Annotated in this window: 22 protein-coding genes and 2 pseudogenes; 6 read left to right on the top strand and 18 right to left on the bottom strand. The window is 74.4% G+C overall.

Annotated features, from left to right (window positions below):
- Nucleotides 1-67: 67 nt before the first annotated feature.
- The gene (locus ACZ6Z8_RS20730) at nucleotides 68-442 is read right to left on the bottom strand and encodes an aggregation-promoting factor C-terminal-like domain-containing protein (RefSeq protein ID WP_402826193.1); all 375 of its coding nucleotides are present in this window, start codon (nucleotides 440-442) and stop codon (nucleotides 68-70) included.
- A gap of 511 nt (nucleotides 443-953) precedes the next feature.
- Entirely contained in the window at nucleotides 954-2,690 is a 1,737-nt protein-coding gene (locus ACZ6Z8_RS20735) for a carboxyl transferase domain-containing protein (protein WP_465611687.1), read from the bottom strand.
- Nucleotides 2,691-2,979: 289 nt separating this feature from the next.
- On the opposite strand from ACZ6Z8_RS20735, the gene ACZ6Z8_RS20740 reads away from it, so the two are divergent.
- Complete coding sequence (locus tag ACZ6Z8_RS20740) at nucleotides 2,980-3,372, top strand: ribonuclease (protein WP_402826196.1); 393 nt, start codon at nucleotides 2,980-2,982, stop codon at nucleotides 3,370-3,372.
- Between the two features lie 80 nt (nucleotides 3,373-3,452).
- Here the strand turns inward: ACZ6Z8_RS20740 and ACZ6Z8_RS20745 are convergent.
- Nucleotides 3,453-4,269: pseudogene (locus ACZ6Z8_RS20745) on the bottom strand (MOSC domain-containing protein).
- A 132-nt stretch (nucleotides 4,270-4,401) separates the two neighbouring features.
- Between ACZ6Z8_RS20745 and ACZ6Z8_RS20750 the strand changes: the two are divergent.
- Together ACZ6Z8_RS20750 and ACZ6Z8_RS20755 are read left to right on the top strand one after the other, a co-directional pair.
- On the top strand, nucleotides 4,402-5,073 hold the full coding sequence (locus tag ACZ6Z8_RS20750) for a TetR/AcrR family transcriptional regulator (RefSeq protein WP_465611501.1): 672 nt from the start codon (nucleotides 4,402-4,404) through the stop codon (nucleotides 5,071-5,073).
- A gap of 196 nt (nucleotides 5,074-5,269) precedes the next feature.
- Complete coding sequence (locus tag ACZ6Z8_RS20755; protein WP_465611502.1) at nucleotides 5,270-5,818, top strand: universal stress protein; 549 nt, start codon at nucleotides 5,270-5,272, stop codon at nucleotides 5,816-5,818.
- A 102-nt stretch (nucleotides 5,819-5,920) separates the two neighbouring features.
- Here the strand turns inward: ACZ6Z8_RS20755 and ACZ6Z8_RS20760 are convergent, their stop codons facing one another.
- The 4 genes from ACZ6Z8_RS20760 to ACZ6Z8_RS20775 all read right to left on the bottom strand — a co-directional run bounded on the left by ACZ6Z8_RS20760 (nucleotide 5,921) and on the right by ACZ6Z8_RS20775 (nucleotide 9,119).
- Nucleotides 5,921-6,631, bottom strand: coding sequence for an alpha/beta hydrolase (locus ACZ6Z8_RS20760; protein WP_465611503.1), 711 nt, complete (start codon nucleotides 6,629-6,631; stop codon nucleotides 5,921-5,923).
- A gap of 359 nt (nucleotides 6,632-6,990) precedes the next feature.
- Complete coding sequence (locus ACZ6Z8_RS20765; RefSeq protein WP_465611504.1) at nucleotides 6,991-7,596, bottom strand: DUF7691 family protein; 606 nt, start codon at nucleotides 7,594-7,596, stop codon at nucleotides 6,991-6,993.
- A gap of 34 nt (nucleotides 7,597-7,630) precedes the next feature.
- On the bottom strand, nucleotides 7,631-8,413 hold the full coding sequence (locus tag ACZ6Z8_RS20770; RefSeq protein WP_465611505.1) for a VOC family protein: 783 nt from the start codon (nucleotides 8,411-8,413) through the stop codon (nucleotides 7,631-7,633).
- Nucleotides 8,414-8,483: 70 nt separating this feature from the next.
- Nucleotides 8,484-9,119: an alpha-ketoglutarate-dependent dioxygenase AlkB gene (locus ACZ6Z8_RS20775; protein WP_465611506.1), complete on the bottom strand. Its 636-nt coding sequence runs from the start codon at nucleotides 9,117-9,119 to the stop codon at nucleotides 8,484-8,486.
- 65 nt (nucleotides 9,120-9,184) lie between these two features.
- Between ACZ6Z8_RS20775 and ACZ6Z8_RS20780 the strand changes: the two genes are divergently transcribed.
- A complete protein-coding gene (locus tag ACZ6Z8_RS20780; RefSeq protein ID WP_465611507.1) occupies nucleotides 9,185-9,799 on the top strand; it encodes a hypothetical protein in 615 nt (204 codons plus the stop codon).
- A gap of 131 nt (nucleotides 9,800-9,930) precedes the next feature.
- On the top strand, nucleotides 9,931-10,452 hold the full coding sequence (locus tag ACZ6Z8_RS20785) for a universal stress protein (RefSeq protein ID WP_465611508.1): 522 nt from the start codon (nucleotides 9,931-9,933) through the stop codon (nucleotides 10,450-10,452).
- A gap of 7 nt (nucleotides 10,453-10,459) precedes the next feature.
- Here ACZ6Z8_RS20785 and ACZ6Z8_RS20790 read toward each other — a convergent pair whose 3' ends face one another.
- The 11 genes and pseudogenes from ACZ6Z8_RS20790 to ACZ6Z8_RS20840 form a co-directional block, all read right to left on the bottom strand.
- Nucleotides 10,460-12,073, bottom strand: coding sequence for an amidohydrolase (locus tag ACZ6Z8_RS20790; protein ID WP_465611509.1), 1,614 nt, complete (start codon nucleotides 12,071-12,073; stop codon nucleotides 10,460-10,462).
- On the bottom strand, nucleotides 12,070-12,909 hold the full coding sequence (locus tag ACZ6Z8_RS20795) for a PaaX family transcriptional regulator (protein ID WP_465611510.1): 840 nt from the start codon (nucleotides 12,907-12,909) through the stop codon (nucleotides 12,070-12,072). The genes ACZ6Z8_RS20790 and ACZ6Z8_RS20795 overlap by 4 nt, the downstream gene beginning before the upstream one ends.
- Nucleotides 12,910-12,959: 50 nt before the next feature.
- Nucleotides 12,960-13,712: a maleate cis-trans isomerase family protein gene (locus ACZ6Z8_RS20800; RefSeq protein ID WP_465611511.1), complete on the bottom strand. Its 753-nt coding sequence runs from the start codon at nucleotides 13,710-13,712 to the stop codon at nucleotides 12,960-12,962.
- Nucleotides 13,713-13,833: 121 nt separating this feature from the next.
- Nucleotides 13,834-14,727 carry a fumarylacetoacetate hydrolase family protein gene (locus ACZ6Z8_RS20805; RefSeq protein WP_465611512.1) on the bottom strand — a complete coding sequence of 298 codons (894 nt, stop codon included), beginning with the start codon at nucleotides 14,725-14,727 and terminating at the stop codon, nucleotides 13,834-13,836.
- Nucleotides 14,728-14,742: 15 nt separating this feature from the next.
- Nucleotides 14,743-15,864, bottom strand: a complete 1,122-nt coding sequence (locus ACZ6Z8_RS20810) for a cupin domain-containing protein (protein WP_465611513.1) — start codon at nucleotides 15,862-15,864, stop codon at nucleotides 14,743-14,745.
- Nucleotides 15,861-16,832, bottom strand: coding sequence for a carbon-nitrogen hydrolase family protein (locus ACZ6Z8_RS20815; RefSeq protein WP_465611514.1), 972 nt, complete (start codon nucleotides 16,830-16,832; stop codon nucleotides 15,861-15,863). Before ACZ6Z8_RS20815 ends, ACZ6Z8_RS20810 begins: the two co-directional genes overlap by 4 nt.
- Nucleotides 16,833-16,834: 2 nt before the next feature.
- Nucleotides 16,835-19,213, bottom strand: a complete 2,379-nt coding sequence (locus ACZ6Z8_RS20820; protein ID WP_465611515.1) for an oxidoreductase — start codon at nucleotides 19,211-19,213, stop codon at nucleotides 16,835-16,837.
- Nucleotides 19,210-19,752, bottom strand: a complete 543-nt coding sequence (locus ACZ6Z8_RS20825) for an acyl-CoA thioesterase (protein ID WP_465611688.1) — start codon at nucleotides 19,750-19,752, stop codon at nucleotides 19,210-19,212. The genes ACZ6Z8_RS20820 and ACZ6Z8_RS20825 overlap by 4 nt, the downstream gene beginning before the upstream one ends.
- A pseudogene (locus tag ACZ6Z8_RS20830) lies at nucleotides 19,753-21,363 on the bottom strand (AMP-binding protein); the annotation flags it as partial.
- Between the two features lie 233 nt (nucleotides 21,364-21,596).
- The gene (locus ACZ6Z8_RS20835) at nucleotides 21,597-22,730 is read right to left on the bottom strand and encodes a hypothetical protein (protein WP_465611516.1); all 1,134 of its coding nucleotides are present in this window, start codon (nucleotides 22,728-22,730) and stop codon (nucleotides 21,597-21,599) included.
- A 152-nt stretch (nucleotides 22,731-22,882) separates the two neighbouring features.
- The gene (locus tag ACZ6Z8_RS20840) at nucleotides 22,883-24,211 is read right to left on the bottom strand and encodes a hypothetical protein (RefSeq protein WP_465611517.1); all 1,329 of its coding nucleotides are present in this window, start codon (nucleotides 24,209-24,211) and stop codon (nucleotides 22,883-22,885) included.
- A gap of 512 nt (nucleotides 24,212-24,723) precedes the next feature.
- On the opposite strand from ACZ6Z8_RS20840, the gene ACZ6Z8_RS20845 reads away from it, so the two are divergent.
- Nucleotides 24,724-25,905: a peptidoglycan-binding protein gene (locus tag ACZ6Z8_RS20845; RefSeq protein WP_465611518.1), complete on the top strand. Its 1,182-nt coding sequence runs from the start codon at nucleotides 24,724-24,726 to the stop codon at nucleotides 25,903-25,905.
- The last annotated feature ends 195 nt before the right edge of the window (nucleotides 25,906-26,100 follow it).

Genomic DNA, 26,100 nt, shown 5'->3' on the forward strand with positions numbered 1-26,100 from the left:
GACCCCCGGGGTGAGGGGGAAATGGTCAGGCGACGGGTGGAACTCGGTACGCCGGTGGTCGGTCGGCTCAGTACCAGTGGTGGGTCTGCCAGAAGGCCCAGGCGGCGTTCGGGCTGCCGTAGCGGGTGTTCATGTAGTCCAGCGCCCACTTGATCTGGGTGGCCGGGTTGGTCTTCCAGTCCGGGCCGGCCGAGGCCATCTTGGAGGCCGGCAGCGCCTGGCCCAGCCCGTAGGAGCCCGAGCTCGGGTTGGTCGCGGTCACGTTCCAGCCGGACTCGTGCGAGATGATCTGGCTGAACGAGGCCAGCTGGTTCGCCGGGACGATCTGGGCCGCGATGGCCTGCGGGGAGGCGGTGGCGGCGTTGGCGGTGGCGGGCAGGACGCCCGCGCCGAGGGCGGTCAGACCAGCGGCGCCGGCAAGAATCGCGGCGGAAGTGCGCATACGGAGCTTGAAAGCGGGCATGTAGGACAGGACCTCAATCGGGTTGGGCCGAGTCGCGCCCCACCCAGGACCACGGGCCGGACAGGGGCCGTTGCGGTTGTGGAGCGTGACTCGGCGGTAAGCCGTTCACCGGCGGGACAGGAGCCGGTGCGGCTGACGACGAGAGCCATTGTTGCCAGACCGGATCGGCCCCCGCCAAGACCCCCTTGCTACGACGCGGCGTCGTAGGCACCACGGTGACCTTGGAAACGAAGGAGTGCTCGGCCGGGGCTCGGTTACGGCCTCTGACCTGGGGAAACGCCGGGATCGGGGCAGGGTGTCCGCAGGTCCGGTGACAGCCCTGATCCCATCACTACAGCTCGTCGTATCCGCGAATCCGCTGTGAGCGCACTCACCGTTTGGGAGCCGGGCTGGTCACCGGACGATCCGGTGACAGTACTTTGGGTACTGACGATCTGTGTCCGGCGCCACAGGATCCGCTCACGGCCCGGCCGTTCCCGCTCACCCACGGTCATCGGAGGTCGCCGAGGCGCCGGTGCCGGAGTGCCCGGGCGGCGAGCCGGTCCGTCTCACCGGTGGCCGAAAGCTCACCGAGGGTCGCTGCGAGCGCGGCTCCCAGGCGTGCGCAGAACGTCTCCGGCTCCTCGGCGGCGTCCGGCAGCTCCGGGACCACCTCGTCCACCAGCCCGACCCGCGCCAGGTCGTGGGCGCCGATGCCCTGGGCCCGGGCCAGCTCGGCGGCGTGCGCGCCGTCCCGGTGCACGATCGCCGAGGCGCCTTCCGGCGGCAGCGGCGCCAGCCAGGCGTGCCCGGCGGCGAGCACCCGGTCGGCGGGCAGCAGCGCCAGTGCGCCGCCCCCGGAGCCCTGGCCGAGCAGGACGGCGAGGACGGGCGTGCGCACCGCGAGCAGGGTGGTCAGGCAGTGCGCGATCTCCACCGCGATCCCGTCCAGCTCGGCCCGCGCGGACAGCTCGGCCCCTGCGGTGTCCACCACGGTGACCAGCGGCAGGCCCAGTTGCTCGGCCAGGCGTGCGGTGTGCCGGACGGCCCGCAGGTCGGCGGCGGTGAAGGGTCGCTCGTGGTCCGGGGTCCGCCGCTGCTGGCCGACCACCAGGACGGGCCGGCCGCCGAGCACGGCGAGCGCCCGGACCAGTGCGCCCTCGCGGCCGCCGGGCGCGTCCAGCAGCACCAGCTCCTCGGCGGTGCGGCGCAGCAGCTCACGGGTGCCGGGGCGGTCGGGGCGGCGGGTGCGGCGGACGGAGTCCCAGGCGTCGGGGTGCGGGGCGGGCGGTTCGACGGGGTGGTCGGACCGGGCCGGACCGCTGTGTACGGACGGAGCCGCACCCCTATAAGGGGGAGGCGTCGTACCCCGGTAAGGGGGAGGTGTCGTGCCGAGGACGGCGAGCGTGCGGCGGAGGAGTTCGCGCAACTCCTGCGGCGGCACCACGGCGTCCACCAGTCCGCGCCCGGCCAGCGTTTCGGCCAGCTGGACGTCCGCCGGGAGCTCCACGCCGCGCAGCTCCTCGTACACCCGCGGGCCGAGGAAGCCGAGCCGGGCGCCCGGCTCGGCGAAGACCAGCTGGCCGAGGGTGCCCCAGGAGGCGAAGACGCCGCCCATGGTCGGGTTGCGCAGGTAGGTGAGGTAGGGGAGGCCGGCCGCGCGGTGGGCCAGGACGGCGGCGGTGATGCGGAGCATGCAGAGGAAGGCGGCCGAGCCCTCCTGCATCCTGGTGCCGCCGGAGACCGGCAGGGCGAGCAGCGGGAGCCGCTCGGCGGTGGCGCGCTCGACGGCCCGGGTGATCCGCTCGGCGGTGGCGACGCCGATCGAGCCGCCGAGGAAGCCGAACTCGGAGGCGATCAGGGCGACCGGCCGTCCGTCGACCAGGCCGAGGCCGGTGAGCACGGCCTCGTCCAGGCCGGTGCGCTGGCGGGCCCGGTCGAGCGAGGCGCGGTAGCCGGGATCGGCGGGCGCCGAGGTGAGCGGCGCGGACGTGGGCGAGGACGTGGGCGCCGAGGTGAGCGGCGTGGGCGTGGGCGCGGCCGTGGGCGCGGATGTCAGCGCGGTGGTCGGGTCGTCCCAGCTGTGGAAGCCGCCGGCGTCGACCAGCAGCCCGATCAGCTGGCGGGCGCTCAGCGCCGTGCCCTTGCCGACGGTCGAACCGCTACCCGTACCGCTACCTGTACCCCTACCCGTACCGCTACCTGTACCCCTACCCGTACCGCTGCCCGTACTGGCGCCCGTACCCATGTCCACCCCGTCAGAGATCGTTCCGGTCCGACACGATCCGTCACTCTATGCGGCGCGGGCGGGCCGTTGTGGGAGTGCTGTGAAGGTGTGAGCAGCCCGACAGCGGCACGTGCGGTTGTTCGACGACGGTCGACCCAAGGGCGGCGCGGGCGGTTCGTGGGCGGCCCCGACGGTGCGTCACCGGATGGCGACGTACGGCTCAAGTCGCTTATGAGAAGCGGGAGTTACCCGCCGGTAAAAACTCCGCCGAGGCCTTTCGGAGTTGTCGGTGGCTCGACACACTGGGGGCATGACCCGCACTCTACGCGCGTGGAAGACCCGCGCTGCCGCCATCACCGCCGTCGCCCTGATGACCCTCGCCCCCGTTGCCGTCGCCACCGAGGCGCACGCCGACGTGAGCGGCACGGTGTGTCTGTCCGCGCTTCCGCCGGAGGCCACCGACACCCTGAACCTGATCGCCTCGGACGGTCCGTTCCCGTACTCGCAGGACGGCGTCGTCTTCCAGAACAGAGAGAACGTCCTGCCCAGCCAGTCGTACGGGTACTACCACGAGTACACCGTCATCACCCCGGGCGCCCGGACCCGCGGTACCCGTCGGATCATCACCGGCGAGGCCTCCCAGGAGGACTACTACACCGGCGACCACTACGCCACGTTCTCCCTGATCGACCAGACCTGCTGACACCCGCCGGCGCGCCCGTGGCCCCGGCGGGGACGCCCGCCGGGGCCACGGGCGCTGCGCGCGGTCCGTCGACGACGGGCCTACAGCTCGGACGGCCCCCACTCGCTCACCGTCAGCTCGTCCCCGACCCGCAGCGTGCCGGGGCGCAGCACCGAGAACTTGCTGCCGAACGCGACCCCGCCGGCCGCCGCCCGGCGGTAGCGGGCCAGCGTGCGCAGCGGCTCCGGGCCGGCCTTGCCGCCGGTGGACTGGTCCACCAGCGTCACCGAGCAGCGGATCGCCAGCTTCGTGTAGCCCAACTCGGCGCCGCCGACGCTGAACCGGCGCAGCAGGTCCTCGGTGTACGGCTCCGGCCAGCCGTCCACCACCAGATTGGGCCGGAACCGCTCCACCGGCAGCGGGGCCCCGCCGGTGCGGGCGTTGAAGTCGTCCAGGCTGGAGCGGGACAGCAGGTGCACCGCGCTGCTGTCGGCGAAGCCGGACGTCCCCGGGTTCAGCCCGTCGGTCACCCGGTCGTGCTCCGGCGGCACCCGGACCAGTCGGCTGGGTACGCCCAGCACCCGGGAGAGCCAGTCGGCCGCCTCGTCCCCCTGGTCCACCGCGAGGAAGGGCGCGCCGAACAACTCCACCTTGTGGCGCGGACCCACGGTGTCCACCGGGAACGCCACCGGCTCCACCCCGGGGGGCGGCGAGGGTCAGCCGGTCGTCCGGCTCCACCGTCGGGCGGACGGTGGCCAGCAGCGCGTCCCGCCGCTGGGAACGGAACACGCCCCGCTCGTCCACCACCATGAACGCCCGGTCGTGGGCCAGCCCCGCCGGGGTCAACTCCGCCTGCTCGACCCGCACTCCGGCACAGCCCTTCACCGGGTAGTACCGCAACTCCGTCACCGTGGCCATGCCGCCCCCGTACCCCGCGGCCGCTCCGGACCGCTCCTGATCGTCGCTGGTGGATCTTTGCCCGTAGGGTAGTTGCCGGCCGGGCCGTCGAGCCGACGGCCCCTGCGGCCGCGCGGTTGCTAGGGTCTGCGCATGGCACAGAGCAGCGCGAACCCCCCGGGACGGCTCCGGCGCGACGCGCAGCGCAACCGGGACCTGCTGCTGGCCGCCGCCCGCGAGATGTTCTCCCGGCACGGCCTCGACGTCCCGCTGGACCAGATCGCCAAGGAGGCGGGCGTCGGCAACGCCACCCTCTACCGGAACTTCCCGACCCGCGAGGCGCTGATCGCCGAGGTCTTCGCGGACGCCGGAGCCGGACTGGCCGCGGCCGGGCGGGAGGCGCTCGCCGCCGAGGACGCCTGGACCGGCCTGGAACGCTACTTCGAGCGGATCTTCGAACTCGTCGCGGCCGACCGGGGCATCAACGACCTGGTCACCCAGGCCATCCCGACCATCCCCGGCATGATCGAGATCAGCCGCGGGCACGCCGCCACCGTCGGCGCCCTGATCGCCCGTGCCCAGGAACAGGGCAGCATGCGGCGCGACGTGGTCACCATGGACCTGCTGTTCCTGCTCGGCCCGCTCTGCCGCGCCCTGCCCGCCGCCACCGAGCTGCGCCCCGACCTCTGGCGCCGCTACCTCGCCCTGCTGCTGGACGGCTTCCGCACCCGGGCCACCCACCCGCTGCCGGTCCCGCCGATCGGCGAGGAGCACCTGGACCGGATGTTCGCCGACCTGTGGGAGGCGGAGGCGCCGGAGGCCTGACGCGCACGGGCTCGGCGGCCCCGCGCCCGATGGGCATCAGGGCCGCGTACGGAACGCCGGGCGCCGCGTCAGGGGCGTGTCAACGGGCGGGGCGCCGCGGGTACCGGCGGCTTTGCTGGGGGGACACGACTCGGGTCGGTTCGGTCGACACGGCTCGGGTCGGTTCGGTGACGCGGGCGGAGAGGCAGGGCAGGCCATGACGGACAGGGGTGTGGAAGCGGGTGGGGACACCGGTGCGGACGCGGGCCGGTTCGTGGTCGGTGTCAGCGGCTCGCTCGGCAGTCTCGCCGCCCTGCACCACGCGGTGGCCGAGGCCCGGCGCACGGACGTCGAGGTGCTCGCGGTGCTGTGCTGGACGCCGCCGGGGGAGGAGCTCGGCTACCGCCGCGTGGTCGGCCCACCGGTGATCGGCGCCGGTCGCGACGCCGCCGTCGCCCGGCTGCGGCAAGCGCTGGACGAGGCCTTCGCCGGGGGCCTCGTGGGAGCCCGGCTGCGCTGCCAGGCCGTGCGCGGGGAGACCGGCCACGCGCTGGTGCGCTGCGCGGACCGGCCGGGAGACGTCCTGGTGCTCGGCGCGGGCCGGGAGCGCAGCTGCCTCTCCCGGCTGATCCGGCCGTCGATCACCGCCTACTGCGTCCGGCACGCCACCTGCCCGGTGCTCACGGTCCCGCGCCCGCCGCTCCAGCGGGACCTGGAGGCCCTGCAGCGCGGCTACGGGTTCCGGGAGCTGGTCGCGGGCAACTGACCCGCGGTTCACGGCCGTTGGCCGGCGAGGCCAGCGGCGGCGGGCCGGGGCGGGAGTGTCTCGCCCTCGGCCGCCGGCGACAGTGCGGCCCGCGGCGTCCCGTTACGGCAGGATCCCGGCCGCGCGGGCCAGGGTGGCGGCGGTCCGGCGGCCGGCGGCCAGGGTGGCGAGGTCGGTGGCGGGCAGGCAACGGTTGGCCTCGGGGCTGTAGGTGGTCATCACCACACCGGCGTGGTCGGTGGGGAGTTCGAGGAGTTCGGACGCCGGTACGGCGTCGTGCAGTTGGTGGGTGAGCCGATTCGGCACCACCTCGTCCGCCGTGCCGAGCACCAGCCAGACCGGGACCGGTGAGGGGCTCTCGGTGAGGTGGTCGAGCGGTACGTCGCCGGTGGTGGCGGCCGGGCGGCCGTACGCGGAGGCGATGCCGACGGCGGCGGTGGGGCGCAGGTCGTCCGGGGTGTCGGGGTGGGTGGCCACCGCGACGGCCTCCCGGCCGCCGAGCGACCAGCCGGCCAGCACGAAGCGCTCCGGATCCCCGCCGTACGCGGCGGCGTTGCGGCGGGCGAAGGCGAGCGAGGCGAGCAGATCGGCGCGACCGCCGTCCTCCCGGTCGGGGCGCCAGTCGGGGACGAACACCAACAGGCCCAGCCCGGCGGCCTCCTGGGCGAGCGGGTGCAGCACGTCGCGCTCGTCGGGGCCGGAGCCGTGCCAGAGCAGCACGACGGGGGCGGGCCCGGTGGCGGCGGTCGGCCGGTGGACGTCCAGCAGCCGCCCGTCCGCGTAGGGAACGGCCTCGGGTCGGGTGCTCGTCATGCCGGGTTCGCCTCCGATTCGGTGGATGATCACGGAACTGGTACTGTACTTCGTGTCGCGAGGGAGTCGATCCCTCGTCAGGCGTCAGCGGTGCTACCAGAGCACGCCCTACTTTCAGTAGGGAGAGTCCGTGCGACCCGGGCCTGGCGCTCCATGATCGGACGGGGTCCGGTACCTTCACGGGTGCCGGGCCCCGTCCGCGTTCCACGGGCGAGGGGCCGTCAGGACGGCTGTCGGCCGGAGCCCAGTTCGCGCGAATGACCGTGCCAGGTGCTGGTGTTCTTCATCGCGGTGCAGCGGAAGCTGGTGTCCGGGCCGGCGGGCGCGGTCAAGGACTGACGCCCGCCGGCCCGGAGGCCTCAGGAGACGAAGCCGATGACCCCGTAGCCCTCGAACTCCCGTGCCGCGCGCAGCCATCCGGCGACCTCGTCGACGGCCTCGGCCACCTCGCGGTCCAACTCCGGGGCCCGGCCCTCGGATCCGGCCAGCTCGAACTGCCGCAACGCCTCCGCGCACTGATCGGACGACCACTCTCCGCAGGACAGCTCGGCGCAGTAGGGGAAGGCGGCCGGGAAGCCGCTGCCGTAGTGGAAGTCCGAGACCGAGACGGCCGTGACGCCGTACGCGCGCAGGCCCTTGTCGACCTCATCCAGCCACTGGCCGCGGAACGGGCCGAAGGAGCGGTTGTCCAGCGCGGTCGCGTCCGTCCGGCACATGCGCTGGTAGGCGTAGCCGTACTGGAAGGCGTACTCCTCGTCGAACGGTCCGCCGTACACCACCGCGCGCAGCGCCTCGCGAGCGGTGGGGGCGCCGTCCGCGATCTGGTCGGCGAACTCCCGGTCGGCGCGGTCCAGGGTGGCGTCGAAGTACCGGAGGAGCTCGTCGAGCACACCCTCGTCGGCACAGCCGACGAGGGTGTGCTTGTCCTCGACACAGGTCAGGTAGGCGGTCAGGAAGGAACTCATGGAGCCACCGTAACGGCTGTGACGGACAGTCGGTTCAGGCGGCCTCCGCCTCCTCCCCGGGCGGCGGGACGGCGAACAGGACGAACTCCGCCCCGGCGTCGTCCCGGACGAGTGCCGCGCGGCCGAAGGGCGTCGGCCCGGGGCCGGTGCGGACGGTGCCGCCGAGGCTGCGCAGGGCGGCGGTGGCGCGGTCGGTGTCGGCCGTCCCGAAGTGGACGCGCCAGCCGGGGGCGGTTCCGGGCGGATCGGCGGGACCGATGCTGCACGCGGGCAGGCCGGCGGCCCGGGCGAGGGTGTGGCCCGCCCGGGGGCGGTCGTAGCCGTAGCCGAAGACCCGGTGGTAGAAGGCGCGGGCGGCGTCCGGGTCGGGCGAGAGGTGCTCGTTCCACGTGAGGGTGCCGGGTTCGTTCACCAGGGCGGCGCCGTCGACGCCGCCGCCCTGCCAGAGGCCGAAGGGCGCGCCGAGCGGGTCGACGGCGAGCGCGGTCCGGCCCTGGTCGGGCACCTCGTGCGGCTCGCGGAGGATCCGGCCGCCGGCGGCGCGGACGGCGGCCGCGGTGCGCGGCAGGTCGCGGGCGGCGAGGCAGGTGGTCCAGGTGGCGGACCGCGACGCGGGGGTGGAGACCGAGGCCTGCGGCGCGGAGGTGATCGCCGCGACCTGGGCGCCGTACCGGGTGGCGACCGCCTCGGCGGGCCCGGTCGGGACGAACTCCCAGCCGAACAGCGCACCGTAGAAGCGTTCCGCCCGGGGGAGGTCCGGGGTGGTCAGGACGATCCAGCAGGGGACGCCCTCGTGGTACCTGCCCGCCTTCGGCATGCCGCCTCCTCGCCCGCCCGGCCCCATCCGTCAGCCTCCGTGCCCGGCGGGCGGGCGGCAAGCGGACGGTTCAGGCGACCCCGCGCGGACGGAACTGGATGCTGATCCGGGGACCGACCGGGCGGGCCGTCTTCGGGATCGCGTGTTCCCAGGTGCGCTGGCAGGAGCCGCCCATCACCACGAGGTCCCCGTGGCCGAGCGGCCGCCGGACGACGGCCGCGCCGCCGAAGCGCGGCCGCAGGGCGAGGACGCGCGGTTCACCGACCGACAGGATCGCCACCATGGTGTCCTCGCGGGCGCCGCGCCCGATCCGGTCGCCGTGCCAGGCGACGCTGTCCCGGCCGTCCCGGTAGTAGCAGAGCCCGAGGGTGCGGAAGGGTTCGCCGAGCTCGGGCGCGTAGTGCCGGCTGAGCGCCGTACGGGCCTCGCCGAGCACGGGGTGCGGCGGTTCGGCGTCGGCGCCGTACGAGGCGAGCAGCCGGGGGACGTCGACCGTCCGCTCGTACATCTCGCGCCGCTCGGCCCGCCAGGGCACGGTCGCGGCCAGCTGTTCGAACAGCTGGTCCGCCCCGCGCAGCCAGCCGGGCAGCACGTCCAGCCAGGCGCCGTCGCCGAGCACCAGGCGCTGCAGGCCGTCGAGCGGCCCGAGCCGGAGGTCGGCGGCTTCTTCGAACAGCGAGGGCTGGCGGTGGACGGTGCCGTGCATGGGTCCAGCCTACGCCGTGAATCGAACATCTGCTCGAACCCGTGCTCCGGCGCTAGCCTGCCGGTATGGCGATCAACGGGTTCGGGGTGACCGAGTTCCAGCTCTTCCTGCTGCGTCGGATGGCCGACTACCACCCGGAACTGGTCGAGGAGGCGGTGCGGCGGCTCGGCGCCACCCGTGCCTCGATGCGGGAGGCGAACAAACGCTGGCAGGCGATGGTCCGGGCACCCCGGTTCCCGCGCGGCGCCGCCCGCTGCACCGCCGTGCTCGGGCCGGCGGAGGTGAGCCGGACGCGCCGGATCGGGGACCTCGCCTGCACCGCGCGGCAGTGGACGCTGCCGCTCTGGCCGGAGCTGCGCTTCGAGGTGCTGCTCGGCCCGGCGGAGATCGGCGCGCCGGTGCTGAACGAGTGGCTGGTCCGGGCGGACGGCGCCCCGCCGCCCGGGCTGCGCACCGCCGCCGACCTGGAGCCGTGGGGTTGCGTGGCGGACGACGTGGGGACGGCGTTCCCCGGCGCGGTGCCGCGCGAGGGGAGCGCGCCGACCCGCTTCCGGCTGGACTTCGAGGCGCCGGGCGCCGACGGGCGGGTGCGCTCCTGGACGGCCGACTTCACCTGGGGGCTCTTCCAGGAGGTCCGGGAGGCTGGGCCGGGGGCCCGGGGGGCTGGTCCGGGAGGCTGAGGAGTGGTCATCCGATTGCCGAGTGATTCAAGGCGGTATTCAGTGAATGCCTTTGATTTGCAGGCTGGGGTGCGACCGTGGCAACCTAATCGCAGACACTGAATCGGTTTGGCATCGGAAAGTGAAGGATCATGTCGGGCGACGCGCGCGTCATCGTCGGAGTAAGCGGCTCACTGCACAGCCTCACGGCCCTGCATCGGGCGGCGGAGGAGGCCCGGGCCCGCCGGGCCCTGCTGGTCCCGGTGCTGGCCTGGACCCCGGTCGGCGGCGAGCGCAGCTACCGGGCCCGCCCCTGCCCGCCGCTGCTCCGCGCCTGGCAGGACGCCGCCGAGGCCCGACTGGAAGGCGCGCTCGGGCAGGCCTTCGGCGGCCTGCCGATCGGCCTGCCCGTGCAGCCGCTGGTCATGCGCGGCGAGGCCGGGCCGGTGCTGACCGCCCTGGCCGACCGCCCCGGTGACCTGCTGGTGATCAGCGCCGGGCAGCACGGCTCGATGCGCGGACGGCTGCGGCGCCTGATGCGCGGTTCGGTCGCCCGCTACTGCCTCGACCACGCCCGGGGCGGCGTGCTCGTCGTCCCGCCGTCCGACCTGCACGAGGACCTGCGCGCCCTGCACCGCGACGGCATCGACCTGCGGGAGCTCATCGCCGCCTGACGGCCCGTCAACTCCGGTGGACGGTACGGCCACCGACCACCGTGCGGACCGGCCGCAGCTCCCTGAGCCGCTCCACCGGGCAGCTCAACGGGTCGACCGGCCACAGCGTGAGGTCGGCGAGCGCGCCCGGGCGCAGGCTGCCGCGCTCGGCGCTCTCGCCGGTCAGCCGGGCGGCGGCGACGGTGTGCAGCGCGACCGCCTCCTCCCGACCGATCGCGTGCTCGGCGCCGACCACCCCGGCCGTGGTGCCGCGGGTCGTCATGCCCCACACCGAGACCATCGCGCCGTACGGGCCGACCGGGAAGTCCGAGCCGGCCGAGAGCTGCGCTCCCCCGTCCAGCCACTCGCGCAACGGGAACAGCGCCGCGGTGCGCTCCTCGCCCCAGGCGCGCTGCTGGGTGAGCGCGCCGTCGTGCAGCAGCGGGTGCTGGACCGTCACCGGGATGCCGAGCGCGATCGCCCGGGCCCGCTGGTCGGCCCGGGCCAGTCCGCCGTGTTCGACCACGAGGGTGCCCGGTGGCAGTCCGGGCCGGCCCTTCAGCACCTGCTCGAAGACGTCCAGCAGGACCCGCAGCCCGCGGTCCCCCCAGGCGTGCACGCCGGCCCGCCAGCCGCGCTCGACCACCCGGTCCACCGCGGCGAGCAGCTGCTCCGGCTCCCAGAGCAGCCGCCCGTGGTAGCAGGGCTGCCCCTGGTAGGGCTCCTCCAGCGCGCCCGCCTCGAAGCCGCCGTCGATGCCGAACTTGACTCCCCACAGGCGCAGTTGCGCGTCGTCCCGGCCGTCCGCGCGCCACTGGTCCATCCGGTCCAGCAGGGCGTCCACCTGCTCGGGGGTGCGCGCCGCGAAGCCGGAGACCAGGACCCGTACCCGGACGGCGAGCGCGCCCTCGGCCCGGGCCGCGTCCAGCACGTCGAGGTCCTCGACCGGGACGAGGCAGTCGCGCACGGTGCCGATCCCGGTGGCGGCGTAGTCGGCGGATGCCGCCCGCAGCCCCTCGATCCGCTCGGCGAGGGTCGGGCGCGGCAGCACCCGCTCGACCAGCTCGGTCGCCCGGTTGATCAGCCGGCCGGTCAGCCGGCCGTGCTCGTCGCGTTCGATCACCCCACCGGACGGCGCCTCGGTGGACCCGTCGATCCCGGCCAGCCGCAGCGCGGCCGAGTTGAGCACCATGTTGTACGCGCCGCGGCGCACCAGCACCGGGTGGGCGGCGGTGGCGGCGTCCAGCTCCTCGGTGGTCGGCATCCGCTGCTCGGTGAGCAGCACCTCCTGCCAGTTGACCGTGGTGAGGATCCACTCCCCGGCCGGGGTGCGGGCGGCGCGCTCGCGGATCAGCTCCAGGAACCCGGCGAGGTCCCGGGCCTCGTGCACCGGGACGCCGTGGACGCTGTGCCCGGCCAGGATCAGATGGGTGTGGGTGTCGTCGAAGGCGGGCAGCACGGTCGCCGACGGGGCGTCCACCACCTCGGTGCCGGGCCCGATCAGGGCGTCCAGGCCGTCCGGCTCGGCGGCGAGGGCGGTGATCCGGCCGTCGGTGACGGCGACGGCGCGCTGCGGGCCCTCGCCCGGGGCGAGGGTGTGCACGGTGGCGGCACGGATCAGCAGGTCGGCCGGGATGGTCATGACAGCTCCTGGGGGTGCGACAGGCCGGTGACCTTCTCGACGTACCGCAGGCTCGGCTCGGCGAGCAGCCCGTGCACCGCGGTGAACACGGCACGAGCCGGGACGGCGTTCCAGTCGGCGGGCAGCAGCGGTTCGGGCAGCCCGGGGTCGAGGTACGGCAGCCGGCGCCACTGGGTGAGCATCGGCACGTAGTCCCGGAAGGCCTCGGCCGGGTCGATCCGCGAGCGTCCGCGCAGCTCCTCGGCGAGCGGGCGCCAGGCGTCGGTGAAGGCCGCGTACTGCGCCTCGATCGCCGGGAGGTCCCACCAACTCGCCACCGCCGTACGGAGTTCGGCGAAGCCGGCGTACTCGGCGGAGAGGAAGAGGTGGACGTAGGCGCTCAGGCCCAGGCGTTCCAGCAGCCGGCGGGCGTCCGGCAGCAGCCGGGCGGGGGCCAGCCAGACGCCGGGGGCGGCGTTGCCGAAGCCGAGCCAGCTGAGCCGGGAGCGCAGCTGGTGGCGGTGGGCGCGTTCGGACTCGGGCACCGAGAAGACCGCCACCACCCAGCCGTCGGCGAGCTCGGCGGGCTCCAGGCTGTGGAAGATCCGGCGGTCGCCCTCGTCGAAGACCGGGGCCATCGCGGGGGACAGCCGGTAGCCGGTGCCGGCGCGGCGCTCCTGGAGCAGGGTGCCGGCCTTCTTCAGCCGGGAGATCGCCGAGCGGACGGCGGGGGCGTCGACGTCCAGCTCGGCCATCAGCGCGATCAGGTCGGCGATCGATATCCAGCCGCCGAGGCGGCGGACGAACTCGCCGTAGACGGTGTGGATCAGGGAGCTGGGCCGGGTCGTGCTCTCCATGTGCGGACCCTCCTCCCCGACGGCTGGTGGTGATCATAGCGGGGGCGGATCTAGGCGTAGGCGCCGGAGAGCAGGTGTCCGGCGCCCGGGGCGACGGCGGGCAGGCCGAGCGCCCGCAGCAACTGGTGGGTGGTGCAGATCGCGGCCGAGACCACCGGTTTGCCGAGCTGCTGCTCGGCCTCCTCGACGGCGGACAGCGAGGGCATCTGCACGCAGGCGGAGAGCACCACGGCGTCGGCCCCGCCGTGCGACAGGCCCTTGGCGATCGCGGGCAGCCGGGCCGGGTCGTGGGCGGCCACGTCCAGGTTGTCGGCGATCTCCAGGGCGGCGTGGTCGAGCACCTCGATGCCCTCCTGGGCGAGGTAGTCGACCACCGTCCGGGCCAGCGGCCGCAGGTACGGGGTGACCATCGCGACCTTCCTCGCGCCGAGCGTCCGCAGGCCGGCGACCAGCGCGCCGGCACTGGTGACCACGGGCGCGGGCGCGCCGTTCTCCACCGTGCGGCGGTGCAGCCGCCGTTCGGCCTCGCGGTGGTAGCCGGGGCCGGTGGCCATCACCGCGACCAGGCAGGCGTAGCCGATCACGTCGACCCGGGCGTCCGAGAGCTCGGCGGCGCAGCGGTCGGACTCGCCGTCCATGGCGCGCAGTTGCTCGGGGGTGACCCTGGTCATCCGCATCCGGCTGGAGTGGAAGGTGAACCGTTCGGGGGCGACCGCCTCGCGGGCCCGCAGCAGGGCGGGGACCTCGGTCTCCATGGTGACGTTGGAGCTCGGGACGATCTGGCCGATCCGGTAGGTGGTCATCTGCGCCGGACTCCTCTCAGCGGGGTGTCGATCAGCGGCGTTGCTCAGCGGGCGTTGCCCAGCGGGCCTGGGTCTGCGGCCCTGTTCAACGTTCAACGGGTGTGGTTCAACGGGTGCCGGTTCAGCGGGCGTCGACCACGGGGTTGGCGAGGGTGCCGATCCGCTCGATGGTGGCCTCGACCAGGTCGCCGGGCTGCAGGAACTGCGGCGGGACCATGCCGGCACCCACTCCCGAGGGGGAGCCGGTGGCGATCACGTCCCCGGGCTCCAGGGTCATGCCGGCGGAGATGTCGGCGATCAGCCGGGCGATGCCGAACAGCATGTGGCGGGTGTTGGAGTTCTGCCGCAGCTCGCCGTTGACCCGCAGCGAGAGGTCGAGCCGCTGCGGCTCGGGGATCTCGTCCGCGGTGACCACCCCCGGGCCGAACGGCGCGTAGCTGTCCTGGCCCTTGGAGAAGAACCACTGGCCGGAGCGGCGCTGGTCGCGGGCGCTGACGTCGTTGACGATGCTGTAGCCGAACACGTGCCGCCAGGCGTCCTGCTCGCTCACCCGGCGGGCGGGTTCGCCGATCACCACGGCGAGTTCGCACTCCCAGTCGAGCTGCTTGGTGAGGTCGGCGTTGTGCAGGATCGGCTGGCCCGGTCCGGTGACGGCGGTGGCCGGCTTGCCGAACAGCACCGGGCGGTCGGGGAGTTCGCGGTCGGTGTCCAGGCTGCGGTGCGACTCGTCCACGTGCTCCACGTAGTTGAGGCCGACGCCGACGATCTTTCCCGGGCGCAGCGGGGCGCACAGCGACACCTCGGCGAGCGGCCGGGTGTCCGGCGCCCCGTCGAGCAGCTGCCGGGCAGCGGCCAGGGCGGGCTCGCCGGCCCGGATCAACTCCAGGAGGCTGTCCGGGAGTCGCACTCCGGCGGCGGAGGCGAGTGCGGTCAGGTCGGCGACCCGGTCGGCGCCGATCCGGGCGCCCAGACGGGGGGTCTCGTCGCCGTCGGCGCAGTAGGTGAGCAGGTGCATCTCTCTGGACTCCTGTTACGGGGTGGTGGGCTGGTGTCCGTCGTGGTCCGGGTAGGACTCCTCGCGGTAGAGGCCGAGCGAGTGCATGACCGGGAAGTCGTTGAAGGAGAAGAGACAGGCGTCCTCGCCCTGGTCGAGGTTCGCGTGCTCGTGCCAGGCCCAGGACGGCACGACGAAGATGTCGCCCTGCTGCCACTCGAAGCGCTGCCCGGCGATCACCGAGACGCCGCGCCCCTTGGCCGCCGTGTAGACCACCGAGCCGGTGTGCCGGTGGGCCCGGGTGGCCTGGCCGGGGCGCAGCAGTTGCAGGTGGGCGGCCATGGTGGGCATCACCGGGCCGCCGGTGACCGGGTTGGTGTACTCCATGATCACACCGTCGTACGGGGATCCCCCGGTGGCGCGGGCGAGTTGGCACAGTGCGTGGTAGCTGGGTTCCCAGGGCCAGCCGAGCAGCGGCGAGTACGGGCGGGTCCACTTCTCGACGCCGTACGGGAGCAGGTTGCCGCCGTAGCTGAGCAGCGAGGAGTTCGCCACCGGGCCGGGCCGCTGGTAGAGCTCGGGGTGGACCTCGTAGAAGTTGGCGTCGAGGGTGTTGACCAGCGGGATGTCCAGACCGTCCTGCCAGATCACCGGGTTGTCCTCGGCCTCGTTGCCGTGCTCGTGCCAGGTGTTGTTGGGGGTGATCGCGAAGTCGCGCGGGCCGACCTTGAGCTTCTGCCCGTCCACGACCGTCCAGGCGCCGGCGCCCTCGTGGACGAAGCGCAGCGCGGAGGCCTGGTGGCGGTGGGCGGTCATCGCCTCACCGGGGCCCATGATCTGCAGGCCGGTGTACAACAGGCCGACGGCGGCGCTGAGTTCGCGGCGTCCGGGGTTGACCAGCATCACCACCCGGCGTCCCGCGTCGTCGGCCTTCACCAGCGGGAGGGCCTTGCGGACCAGCGGGCGCAGGTCGGCGTAGCGCCACAGCACCGGGACGGACTTCGGCTGCGGGTACCAGGGTTCGATCTTGTTCGCCACCGTCCACAGGGCGCCGGCCTCGTGCTTGGCCAACTCCTCGTAGTAGGCGAGCAGTTCCGGTCTGTCGTTGACGCGGGCCCGGCCGATCCGGTCGTCGTCGTAGCTGTTCTCGCTGGTCATGCCTCCTCCTCGGGGAGCACCAGGGGACGCAACGGGCGGTCGTTCACGTGCAGTTGGAAGACGTCGAAGCGGTTGTAGTGGCCGACGATGTCGTGCATCTGCTTGGGCTGGATGCACCGGCCGAGGTCGATCTCTGCGTAGACGATGCCCTCCTCGTCGACCAGCGGCTCGGTGACCGCCCGGCCGTCCGGGCCGAAGATCCCGGACAGCGCGTTGCGCGGGCGGGCGAGCTGCTTGCGGACCTGCTGGTCCTCGCCGGCGATCAGGTCCACCATCTCCGGCGAGATGGTGGAGCAGGAGACCACGGTGAACAGCTTGCCCTCGAAGCAGTGGGCGGCGGCGCGCAGGGCGATCGCCTCCGCCATGTCGTAGTCCTCGGGGGCCACCGGCAGGGCGATGTAGCCGGCGGCGTGCACGAGTTCGCCCTGCGCGAGGAGGGTGAAGCGGGCCAGGGTGTTGGTGTTCTCCCCGCAGGCGAGCGCGCCGAGCGGGCCGACGGCCGTGCGGTGCACCCGCAGCGAGCTGCCGTCGCCCTGGGTCCAGGTCAGCTTCTCCGCCCAGGTGGGCACCAGCTTGCGGTGCGCGCCCAGGAGTTCGCCGTCCGAGTCGATGATCAGCAGGGTGTTGTACAGCACCCCGAGACTGTGTCGGCCGCGCTCGTTGACGCCGATCACCAGCACCACCCCGGCCTGCCGGGCGGCGGCGCGCAGGGTGTCGACGTACGGCCCGGGGACGTCCACGGCGGCGCGGTACAGCCGCTCGTACCAGGGCGAGCCCTGCACCGGGGTCATCGTCCAGTTCCAGTACGGGTAGCCGGGCACGAAGACCTCGGGGAAGACCACCAGCGCGGCGCCGTGCCGGGCCGCCTCCTGGATCAGGGCGACGGCCTTGTCCACGGTCGCGGCCGGGTCCAGGTAGACCGGGGCGGCCTGCACGGCGGCGGCGGTGAAGCGGGGCAGGTCCGGCATCGTCACTCCTTGGGCGGGCTGGTCGGCAGCCAGCGGCGGTGGACGGGCGGGGCGGGCTCGCGCAGCAGGTGCAGACGCGGGGCGACCCGGTCGGCGCCGGGGCCCGGCGGCCTGCGGCGGCCGGCCAGCCAGGGTTCGGGCCAGTGGGCGCCGGGGCCGGTGTAGTCCTGGTCGGCCGCGGCGTGCAGGGTCCAGAACGGGTCGTGCAGCTGGGCCCGGCCGACCGCGACCAGGTCGGCGCGGCCGGCCAGCAGCACGGAGTTGGCGTCGTCGTGGCCGGAGATCGCGCCGACCGCGATGGTCGGCAGGCCGGTGGAGGTGCGGATCAGCTCGGCGAAGGGCGTCTGGTAGCCGCGCCCGTACGGCGGCCGCTGGTGCGCCACCACCTCGCCGGTGGACACGTCCACCGCGTCCGCCCCGGCGTCGGCGAGGGCCTGGCAGATCGCCACCGCGGCGGTCTCGGAGGTGCCGCCGGGCGCCCAGTCGGCGGCCGAGATCCGCACCAGCAGCGGCCGCCCGGCGGGCCAGACGGCGCGCACGGCGGCCAGCACCGCCAGCGGGAACAGCAGTCGGTGGGCGAGCGGGCCGCCGTAGTGGTCGGTGCGGCGGTTGGTGAGCGGGGAGAGGAAGGAGGAGAGCAGGTGCCCGTGGCCGAACTGCAGCTCCAGCGCGTCGAAGCCGGCCCGCGCGGCGCGCTCGGCGGAGGCGGCGAAGTCCGCTGCGACGGCGGCCAGGTGGACCTCGTTGGCCTCGTGCGGGGTCGGACTGCCGGGGCCCCAGGGCAGCGGTGAGGGGGCGAGCAGCGGCCAGCCCTCGGCGAGCGGGCGGCCGACGCCGTCCGGTCCGGGCGCGGTGGTGGCGCCCCGGCGGCCGGCGTGGGTGAGCTGGATGCCGACCGGGGTGTCGCTCACCGCCCTTACCGCGTTCAGCAGTTCCGTCCAGGCGGCCTCCTGGCCGTCGGTCCACAGGCCGGGGCAGCGGTCGGTGGCCCGGCCCTCGGGGCTGACGGCCGTCATCCCGGCGATCACCAGCCCGGCGCCGCCGAGCGCGTGGGCGGTCAACTGGGCCCGGTCGAAGGCGCTGGGCAGCGCGTCGGGCGAGGTGAAGGTGGCGAGCGGTGGGACGACGATCCGGTTGCGCAGCTCCAGCGCGCCCAGCTTCAGCGGCCGGAACATCGGCGGCACCCCGGGCGAGCCGCCGGTGGCGCTCTCCACGGCGGCCGTGAACTCCGGGTCGCGGGCGCGCAGACCGCCGTAGGTGACCCGGCGGCTGCGGGTGAGCAGGTTGAAGGCGAACTGGTCGACGCCCAGGCCGGTGCGGCGGCCGACCGTCTCGAACCACTCCAGGCTGGCCTGGGCGGCCCGCTGGGTGGATTCCACCACCGGCCGCCGCTCCGCCTCGTAGGCGGCCAACGCGGCGTCCAGGGTGGGCTGTTCGCTCAGCCCGGCGGCCAGGGCGAGGGCGTCCTCCAGGGCCAGCTTGGTGCCCGAACCGATCGAGAAGTGCGCGGAGTGCGCGGCGTCGCCGAGCAGCACGAGGTTGCGGTGGCGCCAACTGGCGTTGCGCACGGTGGTGAAGCGGATCCAGCGGGAAGCGTTGGGGATCAGCCGGTGGCCGTCCAGGTGGCCGGCGAGCAGCTCGGCGCAGCGTCGCACGCTCGCCGTGTCGCTCTCGCCGCGCGCCAGCTCCCGTGCCGCGAACGCCTCGAAGCCCGCGCGGCGCCAGGCGTCCTCGGCGATCTCGACGATGAAGGTCGAGCGGCTGGCGCTGTACGGGTAGGCGTGCACCTGGAGGACGCCGAAGTCGAACTCCTCGACGATGAAGGTGAAGGCCTCGAAGACCCGGTCGGTGGCGAGCCAGATGTAGCGGCAGCTCCGCTCGTCCAGTTCGGTGCGGAAGACGTCCGGGTGGGCGGCCCGGGTGCCGGAGTGGATGCCGTCGGCGGCCACCACCAGGTCGTACTCGGCGGTGAGTTGCTCGACCGGCGGGGCGGGCGTGCGGTAGCGCACGTCCACCGCCAGTTCGGCGCAGCGCTGTTGCAGGACGGCGCGCAGCCGGTTGCGGTCGAGGGCGGCGAAGCCGTGCCCGCCGCTGGTGCGGACCTGGCCGGCGTAGCGGATGTCGATGTCGCTCCAGCGGGCGAACTCGGCGCTGATCGCCGCGAAGACCTGCGGGTCGGCCCGGGCGATGCCGTCCAGGGTCTCGTCGGAGAAGACCACGCCGAAGCCGAACTCGTGCTCCCGGGCGTCGCGTTCGTACACGGTGATCTCGCGTTCGGGGGCCAACTGCTTGGCCAGGGCGGCGAAGTAGAGCCCGCCCGGACCGGCGCCGATCACCGCGATGCGTCGCGGTCCGATGGCCGGGCGATGTGCTGCCGTCATGCGACCACCTCCGGCTGCTGCGGCCCGGCCTCCGCGAGTGCCCGGCGGACCGGGGCGGGCCAGGGCTCGGCGCCCTTGGCCTGCGGCGCGGCGTGCACCACCGACATCCGGCCGCTGGCGGCCAGGCCGGTCGGGCCGTGTACCTCGAAGGTGTAGTGCAGCGAGGAGCCGCCGACCCGGACCACCCGCAGCTCGGTGCGGACGACGTCCCCGAACCAGAGCCGCTCCCGGTAGTCGGCCTCGAAGTGCACCCGGGGGATCCGTCCGAACAGCTCGGCCAGCCCGAGCCGGCGCAGCAGCGCCGCCTCGGCGGCCTCGGCCCAGCGCTGGACGGCGGAGAAGTGGTAGTGCCCGGCGGCGTCGGTGTCCGACCACTCGACCCGGCGCTCGACGGTGATGGCGGCGGGGAGCGGAGCCTGTTCCGCGTCCTTCGGCGTGTCCTGGGGCACGTTCTGGGTCACCTCCTGGGTCGCCTCCTTTGGAACGTTCTGGGGCACCTGCACCTCCTGGGGAACGTCCCGGGGCACCTCCTGGGTCACGGCGGCCCTTCTGCGCAGCTCGGCGCGGAGCAGCTTGCCGGTCGCGGTGCGCGGCAGCTCGGGGACGAACTCGACGGCACGCGGGTACTTGTACGGCGCGATGGTGCGCTTGACGTGTTCCTGGAGCTCCTTGACCGTCTCCGCACCGGCCGAAGCGCCCTCCCGCAGCACCACGTACGCCTTGACCACCGTGCCGCGCCGCTCGTCCGGGGCGGCCACCACGGCGCAGTCGGCGACGGCGGGGTGGGCGCCGAGCGCCTGTTCCACCTCGGGCCCGGCGATGTTGTAGCCCGCCGAGACGATCATGTCGTCGTTGCGCGCCTGGTACCAGAAGTAGCCGTCGCGGTCGCGGAGGTACGTGTCGCCGGTGAGGTTCCAGCCGTTGCGCACGTAGTCGCGCTGGCGCTCGTCGTCCAGGTAACGGCAGCCGGTCGGGCCCTTGACGGCGAGCAGCCCGGGTTCGCCGTCCGGCACCGGGTTGCCCTGCCCGTCCAGTATCGCCGCCCGGTAGCCGGGGACGGGACGGCCGGTGGAGCCGGGGCGGATGTCGGCGTCGGCGGCCGAGATGAACACATGCAGCAGCTCGGTGGCGCCGATGCCGTCGATCAGCCGTCGGCCGGTGGCGGCGTGGAAGGCCTCCCAGACGGGGGCGGGCAGCGGCTCGCCGGCCGACACACAGCGCCGCACCCCGGCCAGTCGGTCGGCCAGCCCGGCGGCCAGAATCGCCCGGTAGGCGGTCGGCGCGGTGAACAGGACGCTCACGCCGTGGCCGCGGACCAGCTCGGCGAGTTGCTCGGGCGTGGCCTGCTCCAGCAGCAGGCTGGCGGCGCCGGCCCGCAGCGGGAAGACCAGCAGGCCGCCGAGGCCGAAGGTGAAGCCGAGCGGCGGGGTGCCGGCGAAGAGATCGTCGGGGGTGGGACGGAGCAGGTGGCGGGAGAAGGTGTCGGCGTTGGCGAGCACGTCCCGGTGGAAGTGCAGGGTGGCCTTGGGGCGGCCGGTGGTGCCGGAGGTGAAGGCGATCAGCGCGACGTCGTCGGCGGCGGTCGCTAGGGCGGTGAAGCCGGGGCGCAGGGTGGCGCAGCGGGCGGCGAGGTCCTCGGGGCCGGGGCCGCCGAAGGGGACTATCCGCAGGTCGGGGGCGTGAGCCCGGTCGAGTTCGGTGAGGAAGCGGTGGTCGCACAGGGCGAGGGTCGGGCGGGCGATCCGGGTCAGTTCGGTCAGCTCGGCGGCGCGCAGCAGCGGCATGGTGGTGACCACCACCCCGCCGGCCTTCAGCACACCGAGCCAACAGGCTGCCAGCCAGGGGGTGTTGGGTCCGCGCAGCAGGACGCGGTTGCCGGGGACGAGGCCGAGTTCCTCGGTGAGCAGGCGGGCGATCCGGTCGGTGCGGTCGCGCAGTTCGCCGTAGCTCCACCCGTCGGTGGGGGTGAGCAGGCAGCGGCGGTCGGGTCCGAAGCGGGCGATGGTGTCGTCGAGCAGGGCGGCCGCGCAGTTCAGGCGGTCGGGGTAGGCCAACTCCGGGAGATCGAAGAGGAGTTCCGGCCACTGCTCGAAGGGTGGGAGATGGTCGCGGCAGAACGTGTCCACATGCGCTGAGGGGGAGAGCTCCATGGGCGGGCACCTCATTGTGCGAGCGGGAGTGAAGCCAGTATGGCGCTCTCGTGACGCCAGTCAAGAGAGCGACACATGCATTCGGGCGACGGGGGCGCGCGGTGCGCCGTGGGCCAACGGAACGCCCCGCAGGCCGGCGGGCCTGCGGGGCGGGGGAGGGGGCGGGGTGTCCCTGGTGGTTCTGGCGTTTCCGGTGCTCTGGGTGCTCTGGGTGCTCTGGGTGCCCGGGGTGCTCAGGGCGCGGTGGCGTGGAAGACGGCGTCCGGGGTGCGGCCCTGTTCGGCCTGCTGGGCGCGCTCGGCGAGCAGCCGGGCGAAGGGGGTGAGGCCGGGCAGCGCGACCGTCGCCCCCGGGCCCGAGTAGTGCACGTACAGCAACGCCGCGTCGACCCGGACCAGCGTCTCGGCCGTCGACTCGCCCCGGGTGCGGGCGGCGCTCTGGTCACCGATCGACGGGACGGCCGCCACGGTGGCGTCGCCCCGGGCGTCGATCAGGTCGAGCCTGGCGGCGAAGGCCCGGCCGGCGGCCTCGGCGGAGGCGAAGGTGACCACGGCGAACTGCACCGACGGGAGCGGGGTGGCGCGGAACGTCACGGTGGCGTAGGCGAGTTGCTGGTCGCAGGCGTCCGGGAGCAGGCAGGGCGCGTCCGGTCCGCTGCCGGTCCCGGACCGCGGCCCGCTCTCCACCTGCCAGCCGCCCGGCATCGCCGCCAGGTCCGGCAGCACGCCCTGGGCCTGCGCGGGATCGCGGACGGTCCGGGCGGCGTGGGCGAAGTCCGGTCCGTTGGGCTGGAGCAGCGGGCGCGAGCCGAGGTGGATCGCGAGTGCGACCACTGCGGTGATCAGGACCAGCGCCAGGGTGACGACGAGGGCGGTGTTGCCGCGCCGGGCGGCCAGGGCGCGGGCGCCGGCGGCGGCCGGACCCAGCCGGAGCTGGACGGTGGACGGGTTCCTGGGTCCGGTCCCGAGCTGGACGGTGGAGGGGTTCCCGGACTCGGCCCGGAGCTGGACGGTGGACCGGTCTTCGGGATCGACCCGCAGGTGAACGGTGGTCGGGTCGGGGGCAGGGCCCGTCCGGAGCTGGACGGTGGTCGGGTCGGCCGGCCCGCCGAGCTCGGTGGTGGTCAGGTACTGGGCGAATCCCGGGTCGGTGGCGAGCAGTTGGGCGACGGCCGCGGTCAGTTCGCCGCGCGCCCGCGGATCGTCCGGGCTCGCCTCGACCGCCGTCACGGCCCGCGCCCCCTCCGGCACCAGCCGCAGCCGGGCACGAACCACCTCGGCCACCGCCTGGCCCGGCCCGGCCGTGCCCCGCGTCAGCCGTACCAGCGCTCCCACTACGCGCGGTACCAGCTCCCGGCCGTCCCCCATGGCAACTCCCCCCGCCGCATGAGTCCTTGTCACCAGGCTCCCGGACCGGTGGCCACGACACACCCCCACCGGACCGAACGGAGACGGAACTGCAACCGGGTGCGGACGTGGCGGCGGCCGGTGGACACCAGGAGCCACATCCGCCCCGCGTGTCATCGGCCGGGCGGGTGCCGGGAGACCAAGTCCGCGATCACCGTCGCCGGCAGGGCCGGGTTGGCGGCCGCCGCCGCGGCGGTGCGGAGGTCCGGGGATGCCAGGCAGGTGGCCAGGGCGGTGGGGGAGGCGTTGGGGTGGGCGGCGACGGTGCGCAGGGCCTTGACGGGGATCGGCGGGGTGGCGACGATCCGGTCGAGCAGCGGGCCGGGGGCGCCCGGATTGGCGGCCACGGCGGCGGCCACCATGGACCCGAACGCATCCAGCGCAGCGCTGAGTTGTGCGGCGGTCAGGCCGGGGTGGGGTGCCACCGGGTTGACCACCTTGGCGTCCGGGTCGGCGGCCAGTCGGTCACGGAGCTCCGCCGGCAGATCGCGGCGGGAGGCGGCGAGGGCGCGGACCCTCGGCTCCCGGGAGCCCGCGAGCCGGGCGAGTTCGGCGGCATCGGCGGCGCCGATCCGGGGCAGTAGCAGGGCCGGGCCGATCCGGATGGTGGCGGCGAGCCGGGTGAGGAGGTCGAGCGGGATGCGCGGGTGCTGGACGAGCGAGCGCCGCACGTCGTGGCCGTCGTCCTCGGCGAGGCGGCGGATCAGCCCTTCGTCGACCCCCGGGTTCCGGGCGAGGTTGGACCGGACCCAGGGGATCCCGTCCCCGGCGAGCCGGTGGTACGTCTCGGCGGGCAGCCCGGCGTGGGTGGCGAGCGCCTGCCGGACGACGATGTGGTCGGCCACCAGCCGGGCGGCGGCCGCCCCCGGGGTGGTCGGATGGCCCGCCGCCTGTTCGCGGACCATCACCTCGGGGTCGTCCAGGAGGGCCGTGAGGAGTTCGGCGGGCATGGCCCCGTTCGCCGCGGCGCAGCGCCGCACGGTCGGCACCGGGTGGGCGGCGAAGCGGCTCAGCAGGTCCGGTCGGGTGGTGTGGGCGGCGAGTACGGCCACCACGTCGGCCGACTCGTCGGCCGTGAGCAGGTCCGCGACCTCGTCCGGCAGCCCGACCGCCGAGGCGACCCGCTCCCTGACCAGCTCCTCCGGGTGGTCGGCGAACAGCCGTGCCCAGGCCGGATCTCCTCGGCCCTCGTCCAGCAGGGCGAGCGCGACCTGCGGGCGGGCGAGCGGGTCGACGTGCTCGGCGGGCAGAAGGCCGCGCCCGGCCAGTCGCACGGCGGCGCCCTCGTGGCCGTCGGCCAGCCGCCGGACCTGTTCAGGGGTGAGATCCGCCCGCTGCGCGAGTTCCTCGGCGAGGCCCTCGTCGGCGTCGGCGACCAGGCGTGCGAGCAGTCCGGGCGGCAGGGCGGGGTTACCGGCAACGGCGTGCAGCAGCGAGGGCATCCGCGCATTGTGCCCGCCGCCCGGCCGGGCCCGCCGCCGAATTCCGTGGCGGGCCCGGGCCGCCGCGGGTCAAGCGGGGTGCGGCCGGGCGATTCGGTTCGGCTCGGTCGCGGGTCAGGCGGGTGCGGCCGAGCGGCTCGGCTCAGCGCACCGGTGTCGACATGTGGACGGCCCGGTGAAAAAGGAGAGTTGAGTGATACGAGCGTGCCACCGTGGACCGGACCACTCTCGAAGTCAGCGACGGACAGGGCGGCCGCGGCGAGGTGCGATACGCCGCCGCCCGGTGGCCTCCGAGTCTTCCCCCGAGCAGTTTTCGGGTAGCCCCGAGTGGGGAGCCGGTGGCGCGCACCACAGGCCCCGGCCCGCACGCCAGGACGAACTTCCCTCGATGATCCGAACGGCCGTGCGGGCTCGGGCGGCTCAATGCCGCGGATCCCGTCGGCGGGGTCAATGCCCGACGCGAACCTGCCGATAAAGGCTATGTCGTCATGACGCCGTTCGGAGGAGCCAACATGCCGGAACTGTGGCTGCCCGGTGCCGAGATCCACGACCTCGGCGACCACGCGCCGACCGACCAGCAGTACCCGCCGAAGGCCATCGCCCACATCACCTGGGACCGCAACGCCACCGCCGCCGCACCGCAGGACTGGTGCCCCTACGAGGACCTGGTCGGGTACTTCACCGGCGCCGGTGCCGGTGACGCCCCGCACCTGGTCTGGGACCCGTTCAGCGGACGCGCCGCCCAGCTGTTCCCCGCCGACTCCCGCTCGAAGAGCCTGCTCAGCCCCGCCCAGAGCCCGACCCGTACCAACCGGGCCGGGCGGGTGGTGATCCAGATCGAAGCGGTCTTCTTCCCGTACTGCCGCCACCAGGGCACCGTCTACGCGCAGTTGGTCGACACCCCGTGCGCGGGCTGGGACCGGATCCACGCCTGGATCTCCTCGTGGGGCGTGCCCGACGCGTGGCCGATGGGGCAGCCGACCGACTTCTCCTCGCACCGCGACGAGCACGTGTGGGAGACCCGCGGCGGCTGGTACGCCCACGCCCACGTGCCGTTCAACGACCACACCGACCCGGGGAGCTGGCCCGCCCTCCGCAGCGGCTCCGGCTCCCCGTCCTCGCCGCCCCCGCCCGGGGGGTCCGTCCCGGCCCGGTACCAGGTCACCGTGAACGGCCTGGCGTACGGCTACGGCGCCCAGGGCTACCAGGTCACCACCGTCGGCCGGGCGCTGGTCGCGGGCGGCTTCGGCTCCCACTACCACTCCGGTCCCGGGCCGACCTGGACGGACGCGGACACCGAGAACTACGCGGACTACCAGGCGAGTCTGGGCTACTCCGGGCAGGCCGCGGACGGCGTGCCGGGCGAGGAGTCGCTGCGGCGGCTGCTCGGCTACCTGCCCGGGCCGCGCACGGTCTCGCTCGCCCACGTCGTCGCCGCGGCGCGCAGCGACCCCGGGGCCGAGCAGGGGCACCGGACGTACGGGGCCGAGGTGGCGATCGTCGAACAGGCGCTGGCGGACGAGGGGTTGCTCGAACAGCGCTGGGTGGACGGCTCGTACGGCAGCCTCACGGTCACGGCGTACGCGGGCTGGCAGAGGCGGTGCGGGTACACGGCGGGGGCCGCGGACGGGATACCCGGGCGGGACTCGCTGCAACGGCTGGGCGCGGCGCGGGGGTTCGCGGTGACGGACTGAGCGGGGACGGACTGTGCGGTGGTGGCTCCCGGGCGTCGGCGTACTCCCGGAGGAGTTCGTCGGGCGCGGCGACGCGCGGGCGTGTACTCGCCCGGGAGTACACGAGGTTACTTCCCCTGGCAGACGACCGATGAGGGGCGGACGGGGGAGTCTGGGCGCGTCGTCGTGAGCCCGACTCGAAGGAGGTACCCGTGC

It is taken from the genome of Kitasatospora sp. NPDC101108, assembly GCF_055584725.1.